Source organism: Tropicimonas omnivorans (genome assembly GCF_031846565.1).
GTDB lineage: Bacteria > Pseudomonadota > Alphaproteobacteria > Rhodobacterales > Rhodobacteraceae > Tropicimonas_B > Tropicimonas_B omnivorans.
Genome location: NZ_JAVRHL010000005.1, coordinates 35,267 through 61,401, shown reverse-complemented (window position 1 = coordinate 61,401; position 26,135 = coordinate 35,267). Strand labels below are relative to the sequence as shown.

The following is a 26,135-nucleotide window of genomic DNA, read 5'->3' as shown; positions in this document are numbered from 1 at the left end:
CGAAAGAAGCGGCCTGTCCGAAAGACGGCGGTCGTGGGGCGGACTAGGACGCGCGGGCCTCCGCGTCCAGTTCGTTCGGCGTCTCCAAGGGGGCGGCGGTCCAGTAATAGGCGAAGTAACCTTCGTTCGAACCGAGGCCGAACTCACCCTTGAACCGCGCCTTGGCCTTGCGCACGAGGTCCTTTTCCGCCGCGATCCAGACGTAGCGGTCCGGCCCGGCGGGCGGGCTCATGCCGCGAAGGTGATCCCACAGCGTCTCTCCACGGTCCCGCCTGACCCATCGCAGGCGCATCCCTTCGGGGGCGGGAACGGCGCAGATGTCACTTGCCCCGCCGACCTCGATCAGCACATCGCCCTGCCGCGCCGGGTCCGACCGTTCGAGGATGCGCCGGATCGCCGGGAAGGCCGTTTCGTCGCCTGCGATCAGGATGTTCGCGCCGGGAGGGAAGTCCCCGCTGCCGGGGCCTGTGATCCCGACCGTCTCACCGGGGCGGACGGCCTTCGCCCAGGCCGTTGCCCGTCCGCCCTCGTGCTCGAACAGATCGAAGGTGAAGCAGCCCGCCTCGGGCCAAAGATCGACGAAGGTATAGGCGGCGCGGTGAAGCGCATCCTCTCCGCGGGGCCAGACCGTCCGCCCGCCCCCGTCGAGACGAGGCCAGACCGGCGCGCGACCTTCGGGAGGGAGCAGCAGGGAGAAGTGCATCCCGCCCCCCGTGGCCAGGCGCGCGGTGTCCGGGCAGTCGAGCTCGATGCGCAGGAAGTTCGGAGCCGCGCGCCACGTCCGCCGGACGGCGCCCAAAGAGAAGTTCAGCGGCGCCCGGTTCCGGGCGATATCGCCCTGCCAACTCGCCCGGTCCGTGAGGCCCGGCGCGGCATGGTCGAGCATGTGAAGGAGGAACTCCCGGATCGCCGACAGGGTCGCGGCGTCGCGTGCGCGGATTTCGACGAAGAGGCCTCCGCCATCCTGCGAAATGGCGACCTCAGCCGAATGCAGCGTCACCCGCAGGGTGCCGTCCGCACCCGACACGTCCAGCTCCGACTGCCGCGCCAATGTGGCGAGCCGCGAAAGAAGATCGTTCGGGCAGTCCCCCGCGATCCGGGCCGTGGCCGTTGCGTCGCCATTCATGTCACGGCCTCCTTGAGCGCGTCCCCTCGGGCGATGCCGTGCCGTCCGACGGGGAGCATCATCGGCTTGCCCGAGGTCGGGTCGGTGATCACGACGCTTCGCAGCCCGAAGACCCGCTCGACCATCGTTTCGGTCAGCACCTCCTCCGGGGCGCCGGCCGCCTCGATGCGTCCGTCCAGCATGGCGACGAGGTGCCCGGCGTAGCGCGCGGCGAGGTTGAGGTCGTGCAGGACCATGACGATCATCGTCCCGCGGCTGCGGTTGAGATCGACGAGGAGGTCCAGCACCTCCACCTGGTGGGCGATGTCGAGAAACGTCGTCGGCTCGTCGAGGAGCAGGATCCCCGTCTCCTGGGCCAGGGCCATGGCGATCCAGACCCGCTGCCGCTGCCCCCCGGACAGCTCGTCCACGGATCGGTCCGCGAGATCGGCGGTGCGGGTGGCCTCGAGCGCATCGGCGACGGCGACGTCGTCGGCATGGCTCCAGCGGGAGAGCAGGCCCTGGTGCGGATGTCGCCCGTGACTGACGAGGTCCGCCACCGTGATCCCGTCCGGGGCGAGCGGCGATTGCGGCAGGAGGCCGAGCTTGCGCGCGAGGTGTTTCGTCGGGATGTCCCGCACCGACCGTCCGTCCAGCAGCACCTCTCCGGCGTCGGGCCTCAGGAGCCGGGAGAGGCACCGCAGGAGGGTGGACTTGCCGCAGGCATTGGCGCCGACGATTGCGGAAATTCCGCCGGCCGGCAGATCCAGCGACAGATCGTTCAGGATGGGGCGTGTGCCGTAGCCGGCCCGCAGGCCGCCGGCAGTCAGGGACGGGACGTCCATGCGGAGCCTCCGGTTCCGTTCGCACGGATGATCAGGGTGACAAGGTAAGGCGCACCGATCGCACCGGTGATCACGCCCACGGGGTAGCGGGCGGTCAGGAGATGCTGGCCGGCGAAGTCGCCGAGGAGCACCAGCAGCGCGCCGATGAGGGCCGCGGGGAGGAGCGGTGCCCGCCCCGGCCCGACCACCCGAGCGGCGATCGGTCCGGAGAGGAAGGCGACGAAGGCGATCGGACCGGAGACGGCGGTGGCGACGGCGATGAGCCCCACGGCGGCGAGCACCACCATCGCCTTGTCCCGTGCCAGTGGAACGCCGAGCGCCGCGGCGGTATCGTCTCCGAGCCGCATCGCCTCGATGTTGCGCCGCAGGCCGAACAGCGTGCCGCCGAACAGCGCGACGGAGGCGAGGACCGGCAGGGCGTCGTCCAGCGTGGCGCCGTTGACGCTCCCCGTGAGCCAGCGCAGCGCTTCCTGGAGTGTCCAGGCCGGCGCGCGCGACAGCACATAGGCGATCACGCTGTCGAGCATCGCGGAGATGCCGATCCCGATCAGGATAAGCCGCGCGCCGGAGACCCTGTCGCGCCAGGCCAGAAGATAGATTGCGAGCGCCACGCCGAGGCCCGCCAGCACCGCGACGGCGGACACCGCCACCCCGCTCCAGCCCAGGACCACGATGGCGACGACGGCCGCGGCGCTGGCGCCCGAACTGATGCCGATGATGTCCGGGCTCGCGAGCGGGTTGCGCAGCATGGTCTGGAAGACGACGCCGCCAAGCCCGAAACTCATGCCTGTCAGCACCGACAGGACCGCGCGCGGCAGCCGCAGGTCCCGGACGACGAAGCCCGCGCCCGGAACGTCCTGTCCGCCAAGCACCCGGAGGACATCGAGGGGTGGCGTGAGCGATTGCCCGATGCAGAGGGTCAGCACGATGCCCGCGAGAAGGAGGATCCCGAGGCACGTCATCACGCGCCGCCGGCCGTTCAGGTGCGCGCGGCGCCGGGCCGCGATCCGGGGGGCGAGGGTGGCGTCCATCTAGAGATCCCTCACGCGGCGGCGACGGACGATCCAGATGAAGACCGGTGCGCCGATGAAGGCGGTGACGATGCCGACATCCATCTCGGAGGGGCGCGCGACGATGCGTCCGAACACGTCCGCCAGGGTCAGCAGGCCCCCGCCGGTCAGCGCGGAGAAGGGCAGGAGCCAGCGGTGATCGATCCCGACCAGCACGCGGCACAGATGCGGCACCACCAGCCCGACGAAGCCGATGGGGCCGCATATCGCCGTGGTTGCACCGCAGAGGAGCACCGCCCCGAGCGCCGCGGAGGCGCGTGCAGAGGCCACCCGAGCGCCGAGACCGGCAGCCGCCTCGTCCCCCAGCGCGAGCAGGTTCAGGCTGCGCGCGGAAAGAAGGCAGAGGAGGGCGCCGGCGGCGAGAAACGGGAGGCAGGGCCAGATCGCCTCGAAGGTCGCTCCGCCGACCCCGCCGACCTGCCAGGACCGAACGCCGCCCGCGATGTCGTTCCGGGGCAGGATGATCGCCGTGGTGAAGGAAGCCGTCGCGATGCTCGTCGCCGTCCCGGCGAGCGCGAGCTTCAGCGGCGTCGCGCCGCCCCGGCCGAGGGAGCCGACGGCGTAGACGAAAGAGGCCGCGAGGCCCGCGCCCAGGATCGCGGTCCAGATGAACGCCTCCGGCGCCGCGATTCCGAACCACGCGATGCCGATGACCACGGCCATCGCCGCGCCGGAATTCACGCCGAGGATCCCGGGATCGGCGAGCGGGTTGCGGGTCACGCCCTGCATGACCGCGCCCGCGAGGCCGAGGGCACCGCCGGCCAGCGCCGCCAGGATCGTGCGCGGCACCCGCACTGCGACGACGGCTTCGGCGATCGTGCCCGTCCGTCCCCGAACTCCGCCGAGGATCTCCTCCAGCGTCACGTCGCGCGCCCCGAGACCGAGGGACATCAGGCATGCAAGGCCGATGGCGGCGAAGACCGCGAGCAGCCACCACAGCCGCACCTGCCGCGTCCGCCGCAGGACGGGAAGATCCCGGCGGGGCAGGGCGGCGTCCGTCATTCCGCCTTGCGCGCCGCGTCCGCGAGTCGCGCCACGTAATCCTCGAGCACGTACTCGATCGAGAGCGGCGTCGGGTTCGCGGCGGTGCCGACGGGATCGTTGCCGAGGAGGACGATGGCGCCGGTTTCGACGGTTTTCATGCGCGAGGTCAGCGGATTGGCCTCCACGGCCTCCAGAAGCGTGTCGCCGCCATAGGTGATGAAGATATCCACGTCCCCGAACTCGTCGATCCGCTCCGCGCTCACTTCGCCCGAGAAGCTTCCGGGCTCGCTGGCCTCCACGACGCTTCGGGGGGAGCGCAGGCCGAGGTCCTCGAGGAACTGCACCCTCGTGTCATTCGCGGAGTAGAAGCGGATCACGCTGAGGTCCCGCGCGTCGAGATGGGTGACGAACATCGCCGTCTTGCCCTCGATCTCGGGATGCTCCGCGACGATCTCGCCGATCCGTCCCTCGATCCGGCCTATCAGCGCCTCGCCCTCGTCCGAGCGGCCGAGCCCGGCGGCATTGAGGCGGATCACCTCGCGCCAATCCGTCGCCCAGGCCCCGTCTCGGTGCGGGATCACGGGTGCGATGCGGCTGAGCGTCTCGTACTCCGATCGGGTCAGGCCCGAATAGGCGGCGAGGATCACGTCCGGCCGGCTGGCCGCGACCGCCTCGAAATCGATCCCGTCCCCCTCGTCGAAGAGCGCGGGCGTGTCGGCGCCCAACTCATCCAGTCGCTCCGAAACCCACGGAAGCACGCCGTCGCCGTCATCGTCCCCGAAATTCGCCCGTGCGAACCCGACCGGTACGATTCCGAGAGCAAGAGGGACCTCGTGGTTCGCCCAGGCCACCGTGGCGACCCGCTCCGGCTCCGCCTCGATCGTGGTCGTTCCGAAGGAATGCTCGATCGTGACGGGAAATTCGTCGGCCGCGGCCAATACGGGGGCGGTCGCCCACACGAGGGTCAGTCCCAGCAGGAGAAGGGTCTTGAGCGGGAGGTCGCGCGGCATGGTGGCACTCCGACGGTCCGGGCATAGGTGAGCGTTTCGGTCGCCTTTCCACCTCTCTCGAATGCGGTCAAGGCCGGGACGGGCCGCCCGCGCCGAAATACCATGTCTTTCAGTCAGGTTTCCATGGTATCCGACAAAAACAGTTGTATCGTGCAAGACCTTGCCGCTGCCATCGTGTCAGTGACCCCGTCAGCGGCCGGTGCCCTCGATGGGGGCCGGTCTCCCTTTCGTCCCGGCCGCGGATCCCCGCGGCCCGGCGCCGTCTGCGTGTGCGCTTCCCCGCGCCACGCACCGTCGCAGCCCGCCAGCCCGAGGCCAGCCGGCTTTCAAGACCCAACATATAATCCGGGAACGTCAGAATATGGCTTCAGTGTCCGCGTCGCATCGCCACCTCGTCTCCGCCTCGCTCGGAACCCTGCTCATGGGGTGCAGCGCTCTCGTCGCCCTTCCCTCGGCCCTCGCGGCGCAAGAGAGCGCCGACGAGACCGGGAACGCCTTCCGCCTCTCTCCCATCATCGTCGATGCCGGCGTTCGCATCGATGACGATGCCGGCTCGATCGTGGCCACCGAGCTCTGGACGGGCGGCAAGGTCGCGACCAGCATCCTCGACACGCCGGCCTCCGTCTCCGTCGTGACCGAGAAGGAGATCGAGGCACGGGGCGCCGATACCGTGGAGGACGTGCTGGAATACACCTCCGGCATCGTAAGCGACTACTACGGCACGGACGACCGCAACGATTACTACCTCGTTCGCGGTTTCCAGGCCTCGACCTACCGGGACGGCCTCAACCTCGGGACCATGCGCGGCGTGCGAGAGGAGCCCTATGCCTACGAGCGGCTCGAGGTCGTGAAGGGCGGCAACTCTACCCTCTTCGGCACCTCCGATCCCGGCGGCACGCTCAACTTCGTCACCAAGTCCCCCCGCTTCGAGCGCTTCGGCGAGCTTTACGGCAGCTACGGCACGCACGAACAAGCCGAGATCGGCTTCGACTTCGGCGACGTGATCGATCCCGGTGAGACCCTGGCCTATCGTCTCGTCGGCAAGGTGAAGGACGGGGAGCGGGAATACGACTATTCGCGCGACGACGAGCAGTTCTTCCTCGGAGCCCTGACATGGGCGCCCACCGCCTATACCGAGCTGACGTTCACCGCCGATTACCTCAAGCGCGACACCACGCCGAACAGCGGCGGCTACCCGCTCGACCGCGAATACGACCGGGACGAGTTCTTCGGCGAACCGGACTTCAACGACCAGGACGTCGAACGCACGACCCTGTCGGCGGCGTTCCGGCATGAGTTCGAAGGCGGCCTGAAGCTGCGCGCGAACCTGCGCTACAGCGACCTCGACGACGGGTTCGGCTACGTCTACGTGAACGACAATGCCGGTCGCGTGGGCAGCCTCGTGGACCGGTACTACTTCGCTGGCGACAGCTCCTCGGAGGAATGGATCGGCAACGCCATCGTGCAATACGATACCAGCTTCGGCAGCATCGACAGCAGCACCCTTGCAGGCGTCGAGTTCCGCGACGCGTCCAATTCCAGCAGTTCCGCCTACGATCCCTACACCCAGATCGACGTCGAGGACCCGAGCTACAGCGGTGCGCCGACGGGATATGAGCTGAAATCCGACCAGGAGACCGACTATTTCACCCGTTCGGTCTTCGCCCAGCAGAACCTGTCCTTCTCGGACCGCGTCGTGGTGACGGCCGGGATCCGCCGGGACTGGCTGGAAATCGAGAAGACCGATCGCTCCTCCGGTGCCGCGGTCGAAACGGATGGCGACTTCGCCGAAACCTCCTACCGCGCCGCTCTGACCTACAAGGTCAGCGACGAGGTCTCCGCCTATGCCAGCTACGTGGAATCGGTGGCGCCGCCCTCGATCGGGTCGGAGCCGGAGCGCGGCGAGCAGTACGAGATCGGCGTCAAGTATCAGCCCGCCGGCGTGAACGCGCTCTTCACCGCATCGATCTACGATCTGACGAAGAACAACGTGGTTGTGCCCGTGGTCCTCGACAACGGCGTGATCGAGCGGCAGACCATCGGCGAGTCGAATGTTCGTGGTTTCGAACTGGAGGCGAAGGGGGAGCTGGCGAGCAACCTCGGCTTCGCCGCCTCCTACGCCTACCAGGAGTCGGAATTCGTGCGCGGCGCCGTTCGCGGAGTGGACGTCAGCGGCAACGAATTCGCCACCGTTCCCAATCACATCGCGTCCGCCTGGCTGACCTACGCCATTCCCGGGGAGGGGATGCGCGGCGATCTCGAACTCGGCCTCGGCGCCCGGTATGTCGGCGAATACGAGTACAACGCCTACAACACCGGCGGCACGAGCCCCGAGCAGACGTATCTCGATGCCTCGCTGGCCTACGACTTCTCCGAGGACACCGCGCTTCAGATCAACGTCAGCAACCTTCTCGACGAGCAGTACGTCGTCGGGCGCGGCACCGCGGATTACTACAACAACGGCCGCACCGTCACCGCCACGCTCCGGCGGACCTGGTAAGGCGCATCGCCGGTCCCCTCCCGCCCGGAGGGGACCGGCCGCTCATGCTGCGAGGCGCCGCCGTCTCCACGCCGCCGGCGTCTCGCCCACCTCCTGCCGGAAGGCCCGCGTCAGGTGGGCCTGGTCCGAAAAACCGAGCTGGTCCGCGATATCCGTGACGCTGAGCGTCGTCTCGGACAGCATCGTCCGGGCGCGTTCGATCCGCTGGGTCAGTTGCCACTGGTGGGGCGTCACGCCCGTGGTGGCCTTGAAGACCCGCGAGAACCAGCTCTCGGAGAGGTTTACCGTCGCCGCCATCTCCGCGATGGGCATCCGGTGCCGCCCGCCCGCCTCGAACCGCGCCGCGATCTTGCGCATCTGCGCCGCTGTCAGCCGTCCGCTGGCGGGATCGTCCGCGCGGCCTCCGACGTCGAGGATGCCGCAGATCAGGCTCCCGGCGAGGCTCTGGGCATAGATGTCGGGGCGGGAGGGGCTGCCGAGCTCGGTCACCAGAAGCCGCGCGACGGCTTCGAGATCGCCGAGGTCGTCGCATTCCGCCGGATGCTCCAGCAGCCGGATCGCGCTGGCCCGCGGCATCGCGGCGGACAGGAACTGAACGGCCCAACCGGCATCGATGTGGATGTCGAGATGCGACAGCGCGAGGGGCTTGGTGAAGGCGGTGCGCAGCGGCATGCCCGCGGGCACGAACATCGCCCGGGCCATCGGCCGCGCGGAGCCTGCGTCCTGAACCTCGATGGAGCTGACATCCCCGAAGAAGATGCTGAGGCGCGGGTTGGCCGACACGTAGTAGCCGCGGCTTTCGGCGGTGCCCTCGGCCTGCCAGTAGACGCCGAGGACGGTCTCGAACAGATGCCAGCGCACCGGGAGGGTACAGTGGATCTGCTCGGTCACCCCGGTGAAGTCATGGCTGTATCGCATGGGCCGTCTTCCGTCCGCAAAGTCGCCTGCAAGGTGGCTGCTGAACCGCGGGAGGCGCCGGATCGGGCGCTCGCGCCCCGGGTCCAGTCCGGCTACGCGGGGCGAGTACTGCCCCGCGCCTGCGGCGATGACAAGGTGGACGGCCCGAGGACGCGGCGACGCGGCGCCGGCCCGCCTCTTCTGCGCCCTTCCCGGGCTCGGTGTTGACGAAAGGGGAGCCGGGATGCATCATCAGCATGTCCGGATCCGCGCGACCCTCCCCGAGGCTCGCAGCACGGCGCCGGGCCCCGCGGGCCGGGATCTCGTTCGTCGCGTAAGGGCACGTCAGCGCGACTTCAGATCAGGAGGAGTCCGTCATGGGTCCCTTTCCGCACGACGCCCCCAAGGCGAAAATCGACGACGTCAACATCGCCGGCACCGACGGGTTCGAGTTCGTCGAATTCGCCCATCCCGAGACCGGCAAGCTCGAGGCCCTGTTCGAGCAGATGGGCTATTCCGAGGTCGCGCGGCACAAGACCCGCGACATTTCCCTCTACCGCCAGGGCGACATCAACTACATCGTCAACCGCGAGCCGGACACCCATGCCGCGCGCTTCGTCGGCGAGCACGGCCCCTGCGCCCCGGCCATGGCTTGGCGCGTGGTCGACGCCCAGCACGCCCTGAAATGCGCGGTGGATTACGGCGCGGAGGAATATACCGGCTCCGACAAGACGCTGGACGTTCCGGCCGTGATCGGCATCGGCGGCTCGCTGCTCTACTTCGTCGAAACCTACGGCGAGGACGGGTCCTGCTACGAGGGCGAGTTCGAGTGGCTCGGCGATCGGGACCCGAAGCCCGAGGGCGCTGGCTTCTATTACCTCGATCACCTCACCCACAACGTCGCCCGCGGCAACATGTCGACCTGGTACGATTTCTACGCCAAGGCGTTCAACTTCCGTGAGATCCGTTTCTTCGACATCAAGGGGAAGCAGACCGGGCTCTTTTCCCGCGCGCTGACCTCGCCCTGCGGTAAGATCCGGATCCCGATCAACGAGAGCGCCGACGAGAACAGCCAGATCGAGGAATACCTGAAGGAATACAAGGGCGAGGGCATCCAGCACATCGCCGTTGCGACCGAGGATATCTACGGCTCGGTGGACCGGATCGCGGACAAGGGCATCGCGTTCATGCCGCCGCCGCCCCAGGCCTACTACGAGATGTCGCACGCGCGGGTGCAGGATCACGCGGAGCCGCTCGACCGCATGCAGAAGCACGGTATCCTGATCGACGGGGAGGGCGTCGTCGACGGCGGCACGACACGGGTCCTGTTGCAGATCTTCTCGAAGACCGTGATCGGCCCGATCTTCTTCGAGTTCATCCAGCGCAAGGGCGACGACGGCTTCGGCGAGGGCAACTTCAAGGCGCTGTTCGAGTCGATCGAGGAAGACCAGATCCAGCGCGGCGTCCTGAAGGCCGGGGAGTGATCGCGGGTCCCAAGGGGGGACGCGAGACGTGAGCGGCGCGTGGCGGGCCATACCCTCCGCGCCCGAACCCGGCGCCCGGATCTGCCTCGAGGCGGAGATGACGGGCCCGGTCCACGGCTGCGATCTCGGCGGCTTTCCGGTTCTTCTCGTGCGGTCCGCCGGCGGTCTGCGCGCCTACGTGAACGCGTGTCCGCATCAGCACCTCCCGCTCGACTGGCGGTCGTCCGGCATCCTGTCGCCGGACGGCGTCTCGCTGCGCTGCTCGAACCATGACGCCCGCTTCGATGCGGCAACCGGGGAGGGGACCGGCGGCTACGGCGCGGGCTGCGCCCTCATCCAGGTTCCGATCGAGATCCGCGGCGGCGAGGTGATCGTCGGCGGGGTCTGAAGCGTGCGGCCCCCGGGCTTTTGGTGGACCTCGGGGTCCCGTTCGGGGAAGACACGTCCGTGACATTCGCAGGGGGGAGATCGCGACCATGAAGGAGTTCGCGGACATCGTCGGCGCGGCGAACGTGCTGACCGGCGAGGAGGACATGGCGCCGCATCTGAGGGACTGGACCGGCCAGTGGCAAGGCAGCGCCCGCGCCGTGCTCCTTCCGGGAAATACCGAGGAGGTCGCGGCGGTGGTGAAGGCGGCCGACGCGCTCGATGTTCCGATCATCGTGCAGTCCGGCAACACCTCCGTCTCGGGCGGCAGCGTGCCGGACGAGGCGGGCGACGGCATCGTCCTCTCCCTCAAGCGCATGACGCGGATCCGTGCCATCGATCCCGCTGCGCGCACCGCGACGGTCGATGCCGGTCTCGTCATCGAGATGCTTCAGGACGCTGTCGCGGAGCACGGGCTCGATTATCCGCTCATGTTCGGCGCGCGCGGTTCGGCGATGATCGGCGGAGCGCTCGCGACCAATGCCGGCGGATCCAATGTCCTGCGCTACGGCAACGCGCGGGATCTCTGCCTCGGGATCGAGGCCGTTCTGCCGTCGGGGGAGATCGTTCACGGCCTGACCGGACTTCGCAAGGACAATACCGGCTATGACCTGAAGAACCTGCTGATCGGCTCCGAAGGGACGCTCGGGATTATCACCGGCGCCGTTCTGAAGCTCGTGCCGACGCCACGGGTTCGCAGCACCGCCTTCCTCGCGCTGCCCCAGGTAGAGGGGGCGCTGGATATCCTGAACCGATTGCAGGATGTCAGCGGTGGTCTCGTTGAGGCGTTCGAGTACATGCCGGGGCCGATGGTGGAGGCGATCCGGGAGCACGACCCGTCCCTGCGCGCGCCGCTGGAGCGCACGGCGGAGTGCGGCATACTCGTAGAGCTTGCCTCCACGCGGCCTGCCGATGCCGAGGAGGACGAGACCGGCGAGGTCGCGCTTCAGCGGATCATGCTGTCCGAGATCGAGGCGCTCATGGAGGAGGGGCAGATCGAGGACGGCTTCTTCGCGACCTCCGAGCAGCAGCGCCGCGATCTCTGGCGGCTGAGGGAGGCTGTGCTCGAGTCGATCGTCGCGCGGGGGCCCTTCCGGGTGCTCGACGCCGCTCTTCCCCTGTCCGGCGTTCCGGATTTCCTGCGCCGTGCCGGTGACGTTGCCGAAGCCGCAGGGCTCCAGCCGCTCGTCGTCGGACATCTCGGGGACGGGAACATCCATTACTCCCTCTCCGCCAGGGATGGCGGATCGTGGGACGAGGGCCGGGCGGATGCGGCCACCGGCGAGCTCCTCGATATCCTCGCCGACATGAAAGGATCCTACAGCGCCGAGCACGGCATCGGGCGGGTGAAGACCGGAACGCTGGCGAAGCGCAAGGATCCGGCCCAGCTCGAGGCGATGCGAACCATCAGGCAGGCGCTCGATCCCGGCGGGCGCCTCGGGCGGGGTGTGCTCCTGAGCTGATCTCCCGCCGCCTGTCATCGCGGTGTCGCAGGGCGCGTTCATGATGGGGCACGCTCCATCGAATCTTGCCAGCCGGATTTCATTTCGATATATCGCGAAATATGGAAGTGATAATCGACCAACTCAATGCCCTCGCGCATCCGCAGCGCCTCGCGCTCTTCCGCCTGCTCATGCGGCGGTATCCGGACGCCGTTCCTGCCGGTGAGCTCGGGGAGGCGCTGGCGGTCAGGCAGAACACCCTCTCCGCCTACCTCAGCACGTTGCGACAGGCCGGATTGATCGACCAGGCGCGGCAAGGGCGGTCGCTCCTTTACAGCGCGAGGACAGCGGAGGCCGGCGGGCTGGTCTCCTATCTCGTGGAGGAGTGCTGCCGGGGCCGGGTCGACCGGTGCGCTGATCTGGCCGTGCGCGCGCCCGCGCCCGCCGGTGGCTACAACGTCCTCTTTCTCTGCACCGGCAACTCCGCCCGGTCCCTGATGGCCGAGGCGATCCTGCGCGAGGAGGCCGGGGACCGCTTCACCGCCTTTTCCGCCGGCACCCGGCCTCGCGAGCACGCACATCCCATTGCGCTGGATCTGCTGCGAAGAGGCGGCCACGACGTCTCCGCCCTTCATCCCAAGGACGCGGCGATGTTCCGCGAGGCGGATGCGCCGCGCATGGATTTCGTGATCTCCGTCTGCGACCGGGCCGCCAACGAAGACTGTCCGGCCTGGCCGGAGCATCCTGTCGCCGCGCATTGGGGGATGCCCGATCCGGTCCTCGCGCAGGGCACCGAGGCCGAACGTCATCTCGCCTTCGCGCAGGTTCATGCGGGCCTTCGCCGCCGCATCCGTGCCTTCGCCGCCCTTCCGCTCGACACGCTGGACCGGCTGTCGCGGCAACATCACCTCGACACTCTCGCCAAGGAACCGGCATGACCACTTTCGCGCTCAACGGCCTCGGCCGGATCGGAAAACTCGCCCTGCGGCCACTGCTCGAAAGCGGAGCCGAGATCGCTTGGATCAACGACGCGGCAGGGGATCCCGCGATGCACGCGCATCTGCTGGAATTCGACAGCGTCCACGGTCGCTGGCCCGCCGAGTTTTCCGCCGACGACGAGAGCCTGAGCGTGGACGGGCGGCGGCTGCCGGTCCACCGGGAGAGCCGGATCGAGGATCTGCCGCTCGGCGGCGTCGACGTGGTGATCGACTGCACCGGGGTCTTCAAGAGCGAGGCGAAGCTCGCGCCCTATTTCGAGGCCGGGGTGCGCAAGGTCGTCGTCAGTGCGCCGGTAAAGGACGGGAACGCCGCGAACATCGTCTACGGCGTGAACGACGGGACATACGATCCGGGCATCCACCGCATCCTCACCGCCGCGAGCTGCACGACGAACTGCCTCGCTCCGGTGGTGAAGGTGATCCACGAGGGCCTCGGCATCCGCCACGGCTCCATCACCACGATCCATGACGTGACCAACACGCAGACGATGGTGGACCGCCCGGCGAAGGATCTCCGCCGCGCCCGCTCCGCGCTCAACTCGCTGATCCCGACGACCACGGGCTCGGCCACCGCGATCACGCAGATCTTCCCGGAGCTGACGGGCAAGCTCAACGGCCATGCCGTCCGTGTGCCGCTCCTCAACGCGTCACTCACCGACTGCGTCTTCGAAGTGGCGCGAACGACGAGCGCCGAAGAGGTGAACGAGATGCTCCGCGCCGCCTCCGAAGGGCCGCTTTCGGGTATCCTCGGCTACGAGACGCGCCCGCTCGTCTCCGCCGATTACGTCAACGACACGCGGTCCGGCATCGTCGATGCGGCGTCCACGATGGTGGTCGCCGGGACGCAGGTGAAACTCTACGTGTGGTACGACAACGAGATGGGCTACGCGCACCGCCTCGCGGATGTCGCACGGATGGTGGGGGCCAGCCTGTGAGCGCCCGGCCCGAGGGCCTTTCCGCCTATATCGCGGTGACGGCGGCCTACTGGGCGTTCATGCTGACGGACGGTGCCCTGCGGATGCTCGTTCTTCTGCATTTCCACACGCTCGGCTTTTCCCCGGTGCAGCTCGCCTGGCTCTTCCTGCTCTACGAGGTGGCGGGGATCGTCACCAACCTGTCCGCGGGCTGGATCGCCGCGCGCTTCGGGCTGACGTCGACGCTCTTTGCCGGCCTTTCGATCCAGGTTCTGGCCCTCCTTGCGCTTGCTGCCCTCGATCCGGGATGGGCGCTCTGGCCTTCGGTCGCCTACGTCATGGCGGTGCAGGGGGCCTCGGGGGTCGCCAAGGACCTTTCCAAGATGAGCGCGAAATCGGCGGTGAAGACCCTGGCGCCGACGGCGCGGGGCGGTCTTTTTCGCTGGGTCGCCGTGCTCACGGGATCCAAGAACGCCGTGAAGGGCGTGGGATTTCTCACCGGCGCAGGACTTCTCGCAACCCTCGGCTTCGTGCCATCGGTGCTCGCCATGGCGGCCGCGCTGGCGCTGATCCTCGTGGCGCTGACCGTGAAGATGCCCGCCGGGCTGCCGCGGGGGCGGAAGGGGGCGAAGGTGTCCGACATCCTGTCCAAGGATCGGGACGTGAACTGGCTCTCCGCCGCGCGATTGTTCCTCTTCGGGGCGCGGGACGTGTGGTTCGTCGTCGGTATCCCGATCTACTTCTACGCCGTGCTGTCGGACGGCTCGGAGGACGGTAACCGCGCCGCTTTCTTCCTCATCGGCAGCTTCATGGCGGTCTGGACGATTCTCTACGGCGGCGTGCAGGGCGCGGCGCCCCGGCTCCTCGGCGCGGCGACACGGCCGGAGCGGGAGCTGGTGAGGGAGGCGCGGCGCTGGGCGGGATGGCTTGCCGTGATCCCCGTACTTCTTGCCGCGCTCGTCTTTCTCTCGCCCGGCCCATCGCCCTGGCTGACCGTCGCCCTCGTGGCGGGACTGCTCGCCTTCGGCGCGGTCTTCGCGGTGAACTCCTCCCTCCATTCCTACCTCATCCTCGCCTTCACCAGTTCCGAGCGGGTGACGATGGACGTGGGGTTCTACTACATGGCGAACGCGGCGGGGCGGCTCCTCGGCACGATGCTGTCCGGGCTGACCTACCAGATCGGCGGCTTGCCGCTCTGCCTCGGGACGGCTTCACTGCTCGTCCTTCTTAGCCGCGTCGGGGCGGGGCGGCTGGAGGGCCACCGGATGCACGCGCCGGCCTGACCGGGGGGAGGGGAGCCCGGACGGGACGCGGCCTCAGCCCTCCCCGTAGGCGCCTTCCTCGTACCACGCGCGGATGAGCGCGCGCTCCTCGTCCTCCATCTGCGACAGGTTGCCCGGCGGCATCGCGTGGGTGACGCCCGCCTGCAGGTAGATGTCGCTCGCCAGTGTCGCGACGGCGGAGCGGGTGACGAGGTTCACCCCCTTGGGCGGTGCGGCGATGCCGGGCCAGGAGGGCTCCGGCGCGTGGCACATGGCGCAGCGCCCCTGAATCGCGGTGAAGGCGGCATCGAAATGCTCGGCGGCGGCGAAGCGCTCGGCGCGCGGCGTCATCGCCGTCTCCTCCCACTGGTCGTCCTTCAGGATCGGATAGACCGAGATCGCGACGATGATGACGAAGAGGATCGCCGTCGCGGCCCAGGTCCAGGCAGGGCCCTTGCCGGTCGCGTGCAGGGTGTTGAAGAAATGCCGGATCGTCACGCCCATCAGGAAGACGAGGCTGGCGATGATCCAGTTGAACTCGCTGGCGAAGGCGAGCGGGTAATGGTTCGACAGCATCAGGAACAGGACGGGCAGCGTCAGGTAGTTGTTGTGCGTCGACCGCTGCTTGGCGATCTTGCCGTATTTCGCATCGGGCGTGCGGCCGGCCTTCAGGTCGCCGACGACGATGTGCTGGTTCGGGATGATCACCCGGAAGACGTTGGCGGACATGATCGTCGCCGTGAACGCTCCGAGGTGCAGGAGCGCCGCGCGGCCCGAGAAGATCTGCGTATAGCCCCAGGACATCGCGACGAGCAGCACGAAGAGAAGCAGCATCAGACCGGTGGGGCTTTGCCCGACAGGTGATTTGCACAGCGCATCGTAGATGAGCCACCCGATGACCAGCGAGCCGCCCGAGAGCAGGACGGCCTGCCAGACGGCGAGATCGGCGACGGCGGGATCGATGAGGTAAAGTTCGGCGCCGAGCCAGTAGACGACGATCAGGAGCGCCGCGCCGCTAAGCCAGGTCGCGTAGCTCTCCCATTTGAACCAGGTCAGGTCCTCCGGCATGTGGCCGGGCGCGACCATGTATTTCTGGATATGGTAGAAGCCCCCGCCATGGACCTGCCATTCCTCGCCGCCGACGCCCTTCGGCAGGGCATCGTGCCGCCTGAGGCCGAGATCGAGTGCGATGAAGTAGAAGGACGAGCCGATCCACGCGATGGCGACGATGACATGCGTCCAGCGCACGGCGAATTCGAGCCAGTCGAGATAGAATGCGCCGCCGACCATACCTTGCGTCTCCCGTTATCGTTCCGCCGCGGGAGGATGCGCCGGAGGGCAGGGCGAAGGCAACACGCCTCCTTGGGACAGACCGGGCGCGCGCGAGACTTGCCGAACGAGCGGGCATTCGTCTAACACCGTGATCGGGCACTGCTCGCCCGCGCGACGCCGGGACGGCGGCGTCCGGCCCCCAGTCCTTCGCCCCTCGTTGTCCCGTGCCCGGAGCCCAGATGCCCACGATCGAAAAGCTCAATCCCGATGTGCCGCTTTACGCTCGCACCGGCATCAACCTTGCATCCGCCGGTCTCGGCGCACGGGTGGAGAACGCGACGAACGATTTCTTCGCCCCCGCCGCCCGCATGCTGGACGATGCGCCCCCCATCTTCATCCCCGGCAAGTTCGACGAGCACGGCAAGTGGATGGACGGCTGGGAAAGCCAGCGCCGCCGTGACGGCGGACACGACTGGGCGACGGTAAAGCTCGCGGCGGCCGGCCGCGTTCTCGGCTTCGACATCGACACCGCGCATTTCACCGGCAACTACGCCCCCGCGGCCCGCGTCGAGGCGGCCTATGCGCCCGAGGGCGTGACCGAAGAGACGAAGTGGGCGGACATCCTGCCCCACCGCCCCCTCGGCCCGGACGGTCACCATTTCTTCCGGTGCGAGAACTACGAAAGCTGGACCCATCTGCGCTTGCACATCTACCCCGATGGCGGCGTCGCGCGGTTCCGCGTTTTCGGCGTGCCGGAGCTGGACGATACCACGGGCGGCCAGCGGATCGACCTTTGCGCGGCCCTGAACGGCGGCCGTATCCTCGCCTTCTCGGACGCGCATTACGGCGATTACAACCGCCTTCTCGCGCCCGGCCGTGGCCGGGACATGGGCGACGGCTGGGAGACGCGGCGCCGCCGCGAACCCGGCTACGACTGGGCCGTGATCGCCCTCGGCGCACGCGGCAAGGTCGAGGAACTCCTCGTCGACACGGCGCACTTCAAGGGCAACTACCCCGACCGCTGCTCCATGCAGGCGGCTGACCTCACCAGCTTCGGCGACGGTCTCACCGACGCGCTGGTGACCGACTCGATGTTCTGGAAGACGTTGCTGCCGGAAGTGAAGCTCGGCCCGGACGCCGAGCACCGGTTTGCCGGCGAGCTGGAGGAGATGGGCCCCGTCACCCATGTGAGGTTCAACATCCTCCCCGATGGCGGCGTGTCCCGGCTGCGCATCTTCGGTCGGCCTGTCAGGAGCTGAGGTTCGGGCGGGCCGCGCGCGCGGTCAGGCGCCGGAGCAGGGCGCCCGCACACCGCCGCACCCCGTCTAGTCGGGCTCTCCCCAGCCGCCGCCGCCGGGGGTCTCCATGACGAAGACGGCGCCCGCGGGGAGGTCGGCCCGGTCATTGCCGGCAAGCTCGCGGACGCTCCCGTCCGGCATCTCCACCGCGTTCCGGCCGCAGGCGCCCGGTGCGCCGCCCTCGGCGCCGAAGGGCGGGATCTCGCGGCTAGAGGTCAGGACGGTCACGGTCACGGGCTCCAGGAACCGAAGGCGGCGCTCGGCGCCATTGCCGCCGGTCCAGCGCCCTGCGCCGCCCGACCCCTCGCGGATCCCGAAGGCCTCGAGCCGGACCGGGAAGCGACGTTCGAGGATCTCGGGGTCGGTCATGCGGGTATTGGTCATGTGGCTCTGCACGGCGTCGCAGCCGTCGAAGCCCTCGCCGGCGCCCGTTCCGCCCGCGATCGTCTCGTAGTTCTGGAAGCGCGCATTGCCCCAGATGAAGTTGTTCATCGTCCCTTGGGAGGCCGCCATCGCGCCGAGCGCGCCCATCAGCGCGTTGCAGGCCGCCTGGCTGACCTCGGTGTTCCCGGCGATCACCGCGGCCGGGGGCGCGGGGTTCAGCATCGATCCCTCTGGCAGCACGATCTCCAGCGGCTTCAGGCAGCCCTCGTTCAGCGGGATCTCCGAGCCCACGAGCGTCCGGAAGACGTAGAGGACGACGGCCCTCGCGACGGCGGCGGGGGCGTTGTAGTTCCCCGGCTGCTGCGGCGAGGTCCCGGTGAAGTCGACCCGCGCCGTACGCGCCTCCCGGTCCACGTCCACGCTGACGCGGATTCTCCGCCCCCCGTCCATCTCGTAGCTGAACGCACCTCCGCTGAGCGTGTCGATCACCCGGCGCACGCTCTCCTCGGCATTGTCCTGGACGTGGGACATGTAGGCCGCGACGGTCCCCGCGCCGTGCTGCTCCACCATGCGCATCAGCTCGTGGCGGCCGGTCTCGTTGGCAGCGATCTGGGCGGTCAGGTCGGCGATGTTCTGCTCCGGATCGCGACAGGGCCAGCGGCCGGAGGTCAGGATCGCGCGCGCGTCTTCCTCGAGGAGCCGTCCCGCGGCGCTGAGCCGCATGGGCGGAATGACGACGCCCTCCTCCTCGATCCGGGTCGAATCGGGCGGTCCGGAGCCGGGGGTCTTGCCGCCGATATCTGAATGGTGCCCGCGGGAGCCGAGCCAGAAGGCGGGGCGGACCTCTCCTTCGGCGAAGACCGGTGTGACGACGGTGACGTCCGGCAGGTGGGTGCCGCCCTCGAAGGGGGAGTTGAGCATGTAGGCGTCCCCCGGACCGGCCTCCGGGAACGCGGCCATCACCGCCTTGATGGCGTGGGACATGGAGCCGAGATGCACCGGGACATGCGGCGCGTTGGCCACGAGGTCCCCCGCCCGGTCGAAGACGGCGCAGGAGAAGTCGTAGCGCTCCTTGATGTTCACCGAGCGGGACGTGTTGGCCAGCGTCGCGCCCATCTGCTCCGCGACGGACATGAAGAGATTGCCCATGACCTCAAGCCTGACGGGATCCACCTCCGCGCTGTCCTCCGCGGTGCCGCTCCGCCCGGCGGTGCGGGTGAGGACGAGGTTGCCGGCGGTGTCCGCTTCCGCCGTCCAGCCCGCCTCGACGATGGTGGTGCCGGTCGGCTCCGTCAGGATCGCGGGGCCGGGTACGGGGGCGCCGGCGGGAAGGCTTTCGCGGCTGTAGAGCGGGGCATCCCGCCACGAGCCGTCGTAGATCTGCAGGGTATCGAGCGGGTCCGGCAGCGTGCCGGCCGCTTTCGGCGCGGCCTCGGCCAGCGCCTCGCCGCCACCCACCGCCTCGGCGACGAGCATGTCGATCACGACCTCCGCCTCCGCCCGCTCGAAGCCGAAGCGAGCGCGGTGACGCTCCTCAAAGGCTGCGCGCATGGCGTCCGCGTCGCCCTCATACTCTATCTCGAGGGGCTGGTCGGTCCCGGCATAGCGCAGATGCGCGCGGCGCTCGATCCGGACCTTGTCGGCCGGAACGCCTTGCCGGGCGACCTCCTCCGCCGCATCGGCGCCGGCGCGGTCGAGCATCTGGCCGGCGCGTGTCGCCTCGGCCAGCGGCAGGTCCGCCTGCACCTCGCGCAGCGCCCGGATATCCGCCAGCCCCATCCCGTAGGCCGAGAGGACCCCTGCGAAGGGGTGGAGGAAGACCCGCCCGATCCCGAGCGCGTCCGCGACGAGGCAGGCATGCTGACCGCCGGCGCCGCCGAAGCATTGCAGGGCATAGCCGCTCACGTCATGGCCGCGCTCGACGCTGATCTTCTTGATCGCGAGGGCCATGTTGTCGACGGCGATGCGCAGGAAGCCGAGGGCGGTGTCCTCGGGCGAGCGGCGGGCTGCGCCGGTGGCCTCCGCGATCTCGCCCGCCAGCCGCTCGAAGCCCGCGCGCACGGCATCGCCGTCGAGCGGCGCGTCGGCTCCGGGCCCGAAGACGGAGGGGAAATGAGCGGGGGAGAGCTTGCCCAGCATGACGTTGCAGTCGGTAACGGTGAGCGGACCGCCCCGGCGATAGGACGCGGGGCCGGGATCGGCGCCGGCGCTTTCGGGCCCGACCTGCGTACGCCCGTCCCGGAACGCGCAGACGGAGCCACCGCCCGCGGCGACCGTGTGGATGTCCATCATCGGAGCGCGGATGCGCACGCCCGCGGCTTCGGTCTCGAAACTGCGCTCCAGCCGGCCCGCGTAATGCGACACGTCGGTGGAGGTGCCCCCCATGTCGAACCCGATGAGACGGTCGAACCCGGCGCCCTCCGCCGTCTTCACCATGCCGACGATGCCGCCGGCGGGGCCGGACAGGATCGCGTCCTTGCCGCGGAAGAGGCTCGCTTCCGTCAGCCCGCCGGACGATTGCATGAACAGGATGCGCTCGACGCCGCGCCCGGCATCGAGCGCCGCGGCAACGCGGTCGATGTAGCGGCGCAGGATCGGGGAGAGATAGGCATCGACGATGGCGGTGTCCGTCCGTCCCGCGATCTTCACGAGGGGGGAGGCCTCGTGACTGAGGCTGATCTGGGAGAATCCCTCTTCCGCCGCGATCTTCCCGATCCGGCGCTCATGCTCGGGGTTCAGCCACGCATGCATGAACGCGACGGCGACGGCGCCGATGCCGGCCTCCCTCGCGGCGCGCAGGGCGGTCCGGGCGGCCTCCTCGCCGAGCGGGGCGATCTCGGCGCCTTCCGCATCGAGGCGCCCCGGCACCTCGGCGACATCGGCATGGAGCGGGGCTGCGCGGCGGATGGCGAGATCGAACAGGCGCGGGCGGGTCTGGTTGCCGATGACCGGCAGGTCCCGGAAGCCCTCGGTGATCAGAAGAAGCGTCGGCGTGCCCTTGCGCTCGAGAAGCGCGTTCGTGGCGACGGTGGTGCCCATCTTGACCGTGCCGACGCGGCCCTCCGGGATCGGCTCCCCGTCGCCGAGCCCCAGCGCCCGGCGGATGCCCTCGACGGCGGCATCCTCGTAATGCTCGGGGTTCTCCGAAAGCAGCTTGGACGTGGAGAGGGAGCCATCCGGGGCGCGGGCTACGATGTCGGTGAAGGTGCCGCCCCGGTCGATCCAGAAATCCCAGCGCCCGCGGTCCGCCATCCGCGTCAGAGGCCGTTTTCGGCGATCAGGCGTGCAAGGTCCCGGACGGCGACAGCGCGCGCCGCCGCGATCTCTCGCGGGCCGGCCTCCGGGGAGAGGGGAGCGGCGGTCGCGAAAGTGCCGGTTCGGTCCCGGCCGCCCTCTTCGGCAGCGACGTAATACTGCCCGGACAGGCGGAAGCGTCCGTCGGCGCCGGGAACGAACTCGTCCACCCGCACCTCGAGCACGGCGCCGGGGTAGTCCCGGAACGGCCACGGTTCGGCGGCGATGCGGGCGCCGGTGAGGGCGGAGAGCTGACGGGCAAGCTCCAGTGTCACGGCGCGGGGCGGAAGGTCCGCCCACAATACGGCGGGGTCGCTGATGAGCGCGCCCTCGGGCGATTCGCGCCAGATCTCCTCGCCCTGCGCATAGGCCGGCATCGAGACTTCCCGCACTTCGACGGAGGAGAAGCCGATGGCGACCCGCTCGCCCGACGCGGCGGGCGGCGCGGCGAAGCGCACGGGATCGGCGCCGCAGGCAGCGAGAAGGGCGACGAAGGCCAGAAGAGCGGCGTGACGCATGACGGTGGAAGCCTCCGGGTGGATCAGCGATCGAGCATAGTGAATGCCCCGCCGCCTACAAGGGCAGGCAGGGCCGGTGATGCCGGGAGCGTGAGGAGGCGGGATCAGTCGATCTGTTCGCCGGGATCGAGTCCCCAGATGGAGTTCTCGGTCAGCCAGCCGCGATAGCCGCCGGCATTCACCCGGCACCACGTGCCGTCGCATTCCATCAGGCGGGCGATGACCCCGGCTTCGAGACGGGCGAGGATCGGGGCGCCGGTATCGGCGCGCGAGAAGAGCGGGACCATGTCCTCGTCGACGAGACCGGTGCGAACGCCCGAGATGAGGGAGTAGTGGACCCAGCCGCCCGCCCCGTCGCGGTCCTGGATGCGGCGCCAATGGCCGTATTCCGCGGTCACCTGCAGCGGCATGGACCGCCGCTTGAACACCCAGTCGATCCGGTGATTCAGCGACGGGCCCCGGCGCACGTTCCCCTCGCTGGCCTTCAGCGAGACATAGCGCGGAATCGGCAGGTTCGTCACCGAGCCGCGGCGAGCTTGCGTCGCCGAAGCCTCGATCACCGTCTCCCCGCTGCCGGGCACCTGCGCGCCGGCGGGCAGGGTGGCGGACATGCACGCCATCAGCGCAACAATGGCCAGCGGCGCGCGGCAAGCGGGCCTGATGCTGCGGCGGAATCGGTCGAGATACGTCTGTCTCATTACTGCGTCTGTCCCCTCGTACGGGCGCTTGTCCCGCGCCTCCTGTTGTGTGCAACTCTGGCACAGACGGACAGACGCCGAAAAGATCGGGAGCCGCCGAATGCCGCACCAGCGCCTGAGTGTTGTCGTCACGCGACGCCTGCCGGACCCGGTCGAGGCGCGCATGGGCGAACTTTTCGACCTCGATCTGCCCGATGAAGGTGGTCCGATGGACCGCGATGCGCTGGCCGCCGCGATGGCGCGGGCGGACGTGCTGGTGCCCACTATCGGCGACCGGATCGACGCCGAACTCCTGGCAAGCGCGGGCGAGCGGCTCAGGCTGATCGCCAATTACGGGGCAGGCGTCGACAATATCGACGTGGGGGCGGCGCACGAGCGCGGCATCGTCGTGTCGAACACGCCCGGCGTCTCCCGCGAAGATACCGCGGACATGGCGATGGCGCTGATTCTCTCCGTCACGCGGCGCATTCCGGAGGGGCTTGCGGCGATGCGGACGGGGGAGTGGCACGGCTGGTCCCCGACCGCCTTTCTCGGCGGCCGCCTGGGCGGGCGCAAACTCGGTATCCTCGGCATGGGCCGGATCGGACAGGCCGTGGCGCGGCGGGCGCATGCCTTCGGGCTCGAGGTGCACTACAACAACCGCCGCCGCCTGCACCCCGAGACGGAGACGCAGCTGGGGGCGACGTGGTGGGAGAGTCTCGACCAGATGCTGTCGCGCGTGGACATCGTCAGCATCAACGTGCCGCACACACCCTCCACCTGGCACCTCCTGAACGAGCGGCGGCTGAAGCTGATGAAGCGCGATGCGGTCATCGTGAACACCTCCCGCGGGGAGATCGTCGACGAGAACGCGCTGACCCGGATGCTGAGAACGGGGGAGATCGCCGGGGCGGGGCTCGACGTGCACGAGCGCAGCGCCGGCGTGAACCCGCGCCTGAGGGAGCTGCCCAACGTCGTCCTTTTGCCGCATATGGGTTCGGCCACGCGAGAGGGGCGAATCGAGATGGGCGAGAAGGTGATCGTCAACATCAGGACGTTCGCCGACGGGCATCGCCCGCCGGACATGGTCCTTCCCTCGACGCTCTGAAGCGTCAGCGCACCTTCGCGCTGTGGGAGATGTCCCCGGCGGTCAGGATCGGGGAGGCGTCGATCTCCTGCGCGTCCAGCATCGCGGCGACCCGCTCCAGCGACGCGATGATCTGAGCCTGCTCCCAGTCCTCCAGCGCCTTGAACGCATTGACGTAGCGCTGCTGGAGGGCGTCCGGGATGTTGTCCACAACCGCGTTGCCCTCGGCGGTGATGGTAACGTTGGTCTGGCGGCGGTCGGTCTGGGATTGCTGCCGCCGGACGAGATCGCGCTTCGCGAGCTTGTCGATCAGCGCGGTGATCGTCGCTTGGCTCACGCCCATCTGCATCGAGATCGCGGTGGGCGTCGTCGAGCAGCCGGGCGTGCCGGACACGACCTGGAGCAAACGAAGCTGCGACGGCGTAAGCTCCGCCGACTGCGCGAGGTCTCGCGCATAGATTTCCGTGGCACGCAGGATCCGGCGCAACGCGATGAGACTCGCATCCGTCCGGTCGGGGATCGACATAGGCATCGAACGAAACTGCCACACTTCGCAAAGGTACTTCAATAGGCGAAGTAAATCGCGCTGAACTTCGAAAAACCTAAGGAAAAACCGGTAAATACTTCGATTCTGACTGAGGGATTCCGGGGCGGAACGCCGCTCGCGACGTAAAGTACGCGTGAAAAATTTACATAGTTTACTTCGATAGCTTGAACTTTTTCGCGTAGGTGGTAGTTCACCCCTCGAAGCAAATGGAGACGGCGCCATGCCCAAGGACATGACACGTGAAACTGAAAAGGATGCGGACACTCGGAAGCCCGTGTTCCGCAAGCCCGAAGCCGAGGATGGGTCCGACATCTGGAACCTCGTGCGCGCCTGCAAGCCGCTCGATGAGAATTCGATGTACTGCAACCTGATTCAGGCTGACCACTTCAGCGATACGTGCGTCGTCGCCGAACTCGACGGTGAGATCGTCGGCTGGATTTCCGGTCACATTATCCCCGGTGAAAACGCCTTCTTCGTCTGGCAGGTCGCCGTTGGCGAGAAGGCCCGCGGTCTTGGCCTCGGCAAGCGCATGCTCAAGCACCTGATCTCCCGCGACGGCTGCGAGGAGGTCAATCTGCTCAAGACGACCATCACGAAATCCAACGACGCCTCGTGGGGTCTTTTCCGCAGCTTCGCCCGTTCGATCGGTGGCGAGCTGACCCATGAGCCGCACTTCGAGAAAGAAGCTCACTTCGATGGCCAGGCGGCCACCGAGCACATGCTTTCGATCACGATTCCCCGGAAGAGGAGCGAGCTGCGCGCCGTCGCCTGACGACAGGACCGCACCGCTACCGCCACCGGCACATCATCAATTCCGAAAGGAGGTCCCCATGACTATGGCCAGGACCCACAATTCCGTTTTTGATCGTCGCGAGAGCGACGTGCGCAGCTACTGCCGTTCCTTCGATACCACGTTCACGAAGGCGAAGGGCTCCACGCTGACAGATGCCGACGGGAGGGAGTACACCGACTTCCTCTCCGGCTGCTCCTCGCTGAATTACGGGCACAACGACCCGGATATGAAAGCAGCGCTGATCGAGCACATCACCGGCGACGGTATCGCCCATGCGCTCGACATGTATACCGACGAGAAGGCCGCCTTCCTCGAAGCGTTCGAGCGTCTCGTACTCAAGCCGCGGGGGATGGACCACAAGGTCATGATGGTCGGCCCTACCGGGACGAATGCCGTCGAGGCCGCTCTGAAGCTCGCCCGCAAGACCACCGGTCGGAAGAACGTCATCGCCTTTACCAACGGCTTCCACGGCATGACGCTTGGAGCTCTCGCGGCCACCGCCAATGCGGGCAAGCGGAAGGGCTCCGGTGACGTGTCGCTCAACGACATCACGCGGATGCCCTATGAGCGGTCCCTCGGCGACATGGACACGCTCGCCATCCTCGATGCGATGCTCTCCAATCCCTCGAGCGGCGTGGATGCCCCGGCGGCGTTTCTCGTCGAGCTGATCCAGGGCGAGGGTGGCCTGAACGCGGCCAGCCCCGAATGGGTGCGCGGCATCGCGGAGTTGGCCCGCAAGCATGGCGCCAAGCTTATCGTGGACGACATCCAGGCCGGGATCGGCCGCTCCGGCAGCTTCTTCTCCTTCGACGAGATGGGCATCGAGCCGGACATGATCACGCTCGCGAAGTCGCTGTCCGGGTTCGGCCTTCCCTTCGCGATCGCGCTGATCCGCCCTGAGGATGACGTTTGGAAGCCGGCCGAGCACAATGGCACCTTCCGCGGCAATACCCATGCCTTCGTCACCGCGCGCGTCGCGCTGGAGAAGTTCTGGGCCGATGACAGCTTCAAGTCCGAGATCGCCGAGAAGGCCAAGGTCCTGACCGAAAGCCTTCAGCGCATCGCGGACCGCATCCCCGGCGCCTATCTCAAGGGGCGCGGCATGATGCAGGGCGTCGATGTCACGTCCGGCGAGCTTGCCGAGAAGATCTGCGCCGAGGCGTTCCGCAACGGCCTGATCATCGAGACCTCCGGCGGCGATGACGAAGTCGTCAAGGTTCTGGCGCCGCTCACGACGCCCATGGAGCAGTTCAAGGCCGGCCTCGCCACGCTCGAGGCCGCCACCGAGACCTGCACCGCCTCCCACACCATTGCCGCGGAGTAATCCG

The 26,135-nt window shown here is 68.4% G+C and carries 22 protein-coding genes; 11 read left to right on the top strand and 11 right to left on the bottom strand.

Annotation, left to right across the window (positions count from 1 at the left end):
- Positions 1-43 precede the first annotated feature (43 nt).
- Genes RM543_RS17465 through RM543_RS17445 form a run of 5 tightly spaced genes read right to left on the bottom strand, consistent with a single transcriptional unit; the run spans position 44 to position 5,014 of the window.
- Positions 44-1,126 (bottom strand): siderophore-interacting protein, encoded by a 1,083-nt coding sequence (locus tag RM543_RS17465; protein ID WP_311694021.1) that lies wholly within the window; start codon positions 1,124-1,126, stop codon positions 44-46.
- Positions 1,123-1,950: an ABC transporter ATP-binding protein gene (locus RM543_RS17460; protein ID WP_311694019.1), complete on the bottom strand. Its 828-nt coding sequence runs from the start codon at positions 1,948-1,950 to the stop codon at positions 1,123-1,125. The genes RM543_RS17465 and RM543_RS17460 overlap by 4 nt, the downstream gene beginning before the upstream one ends.
- On the bottom strand, positions 1,932-2,981 hold the full coding sequence (locus tag RM543_RS17455; protein ID WP_311694017.1) for a FecCD family ABC transporter permease: 1,050 nt from the start codon (positions 2,979-2,981) through the stop codon (positions 1,932-1,934). Before RM543_RS17455 ends, RM543_RS17460 begins: the two co-directional genes overlap by 19 nt.
- Positions 2,982-4,022, bottom strand: a complete 1,041-nt coding sequence (locus RM543_RS17450; RefSeq protein WP_311694016.1) for a FecCD family ABC transporter permease — start codon at positions 4,020-4,022, stop codon at positions 2,982-2,984.
- Positions 4,019-5,014 (bottom strand): iron-siderophore ABC transporter substrate-binding protein, encoded by a 996-nt coding sequence (locus RM543_RS17445; protein ID WP_311694015.1) that lies wholly within the window; start codon positions 5,012-5,014, stop codon positions 4,019-4,021. The genes RM543_RS17450 and RM543_RS17445 overlap by 4 nt, the downstream gene beginning before the upstream one ends.
- Positions 5,015-5,375: 361 nt before the next feature.
- On the opposite strand from RM543_RS17445, the gene RM543_RS17440 reads away from it, so the two are divergent.
- Entirely contained in the window at positions 5,376-7,514 is a 2,139-nt protein-coding gene (locus tag RM543_RS17440; RefSeq protein WP_311694013.1) for a TonB-dependent siderophore receptor, read from the top strand.
- A gap of 42 nt (positions 7,515-7,556) precedes the next feature.
- Here the strand turns inward: RM543_RS17440 and RM543_RS17435 are convergent, their stop codons facing one another.
- The gene (locus RM543_RS17435) at positions 7,557-8,432 is read right to left on the bottom strand and encodes a helix-turn-helix transcriptional regulator (RefSeq protein ID WP_311694011.1); all 876 of its coding nucleotides are present in this window, start codon (positions 8,430-8,432) and stop codon (positions 7,557-7,559) included.
- 356 nt (positions 8,433-8,788) lie between these two features.
- On the opposite strand from RM543_RS17435, the gene hppD reads away from it, so the two are divergent.
- From hppD to arsJ, 6 genes are all read left to right on the top strand, one after another.
- The gene (hppD, locus tag RM543_RS17430; RefSeq protein WP_311694009.1) at positions 8,789-9,895 is read left to right on the top strand and encodes a 4-hydroxyphenylpyruvate dioxygenase; all 1,107 of its coding nucleotides are present in this window, start codon (positions 8,789-8,791) and stop codon (positions 9,893-9,895) included.
- A gap of 28 nt (positions 9,896-9,923) precedes the next feature.
- On the top strand, positions 9,924-10,283 hold the full coding sequence (locus RM543_RS17425; protein ID WP_311694007.1) for a Rieske (2Fe-2S) protein: 360 nt from the start codon (positions 9,924-9,926) through the stop codon (positions 10,281-10,283).
- Between the two features lie 88 nt (positions 10,284-10,371).
- On the top strand, positions 10,372-11,784 hold the full coding sequence (locus tag RM543_RS17420; RefSeq protein ID WP_311694005.1) for an FAD-binding oxidoreductase: 1,413 nt from the start codon (positions 10,372-10,374) through the stop codon (positions 11,782-11,784).
- A gap of 101 nt (positions 11,785-11,885) precedes the next feature.
- Positions 11,886-12,701 carry an arsenate reductase/protein-tyrosine-phosphatase family protein gene (locus RM543_RS17415; protein ID WP_311694003.1) on the top strand — a complete coding sequence of 272 codons (816 nt, stop codon included), beginning with the start codon at positions 11,886-11,888 and terminating at the stop codon, positions 12,699-12,701.
- On the top strand, positions 12,698-13,696 hold the full coding sequence (locus RM543_RS17410; RefSeq protein ID WP_311694001.1) for an ArsJ-associated glyceraldehyde-3-phosphate dehydrogenase: 999 nt from the start codon (positions 12,698-12,700) through the stop codon (positions 13,694-13,696). The genes RM543_RS17415 and RM543_RS17410 overlap by 4 nt, the downstream gene beginning before the upstream one ends.
- Positions 13,693-14,958, top strand: coding sequence for an organoarsenical effux MFS transporter ArsJ (arsJ, locus tag RM543_RS17405; protein ID WP_311694000.1), 1,266 nt, complete (start codon positions 13,693-13,695; stop codon positions 14,956-14,958). Before RM543_RS17410 ends, arsJ begins: the two co-directional genes overlap by 4 nt.
- A gap of 33 nt (positions 14,959-14,991) precedes the next feature.
- On the opposite strand, the gene RM543_RS17400 is transcribed toward arsJ, so the two are convergent.
- Complete coding sequence (locus tag RM543_RS17400) at positions 14,992-16,227, bottom strand: urate hydroxylase PuuD (RefSeq protein ID WP_311693998.1); 1,236 nt, start codon at positions 16,225-16,227, stop codon at positions 14,992-14,994.
- A gap of 221 nt (positions 16,228-16,448) precedes the next feature.
- Here RM543_RS17400 and alc point away from each other — a divergent pair, with 221 nt between their 5' ends.
- Positions 16,449-17,468, top strand: a complete 1,020-nt coding sequence (gene alc, locus RM543_RS17395) for an allantoicase (protein ID WP_311693996.1) — start codon at positions 16,449-16,451, stop codon at positions 17,466-17,468.
- A gap of 66 nt (positions 17,469-17,534) precedes the next feature.
- Here the strand turns inward: alc and RM543_RS17390 are convergent, their stop codons facing one another.
- From RM543_RS17390 to RM543_RS17380, 3 genes are all read right to left on the bottom strand, one after another.
- Entirely contained in the window at positions 17,535-21,143 is a 3,609-nt protein-coding gene (locus tag RM543_RS17390) for a hydantoinase B/oxoprolinase family protein (protein ID WP_311693994.1), read from the bottom strand.
- Between the two features lie 5 nt (positions 21,144-21,148).
- Positions 21,149-21,703 (bottom strand): PqiC family protein, encoded by a 555-nt coding sequence (locus RM543_RS17385; protein WP_311693992.1) that lies wholly within the window; start codon positions 21,701-21,703, stop codon positions 21,149-21,151.
- Between the two features lie 104 nt (positions 21,704-21,807).
- Positions 21,808-22,314: an SH3 domain-containing protein gene (locus tag RM543_RS17380; protein ID WP_311693990.1), complete on the bottom strand. Its 507-nt coding sequence runs from the start codon at positions 22,312-22,314 to the stop codon at positions 21,808-21,810.
- A gap of 187 nt (positions 22,315-22,501) precedes the next feature.
- On the opposite strand from RM543_RS17380, the gene RM543_RS17375 reads away from it, so the two are divergent.
- Positions 22,502-23,488 (top strand): 2-hydroxyacid dehydrogenase, encoded by a 987-nt coding sequence (locus tag RM543_RS17375; protein WP_311693988.1) that lies wholly within the window; start codon positions 22,502-22,504, stop codon positions 23,486-23,488.
- A gap of 4 nt (positions 23,489-23,492) precedes the next feature.
- Here RM543_RS17375 and RM543_RS17370 read toward each other — a convergent pair whose 3' ends face one another.
- Positions 23,493-23,999 (bottom strand): MarR family winged helix-turn-helix transcriptional regulator, encoded by a 507-nt coding sequence (locus RM543_RS17370; protein WP_311693986.1) that lies wholly within the window; start codon positions 23,997-23,999, stop codon positions 23,493-23,495.
- 235 nt (positions 24,000-24,234) lie between these two features.
- Here RM543_RS17370 and ectA point away from each other — a divergent pair, with 235 nt between their 5' ends.
- Both ectA and ectB read left to right on the top strand, forming a co-directional pair.
- The gene (ectA, locus tag RM543_RS17365; RefSeq protein ID WP_311693984.1) at positions 24,235-24,786 is read left to right on the top strand and encodes a diaminobutyrate acetyltransferase; all 552 of its coding nucleotides are present in this window, start codon (positions 24,235-24,237) and stop codon (positions 24,784-24,786) included.
- Between the two features lie 58 nt (positions 24,787-24,844).
- Positions 24,845-26,131, top strand: a complete 1,287-nt coding sequence (gene ectB / locus RM543_RS17360) for a diaminobutyrate--2-oxoglutarate transaminase (protein WP_311693982.1) — start codon at positions 24,845-24,847, stop codon at positions 26,129-26,131.
- The last annotated feature ends 4 nt before the right edge of the window (positions 26,132-26,135 follow it).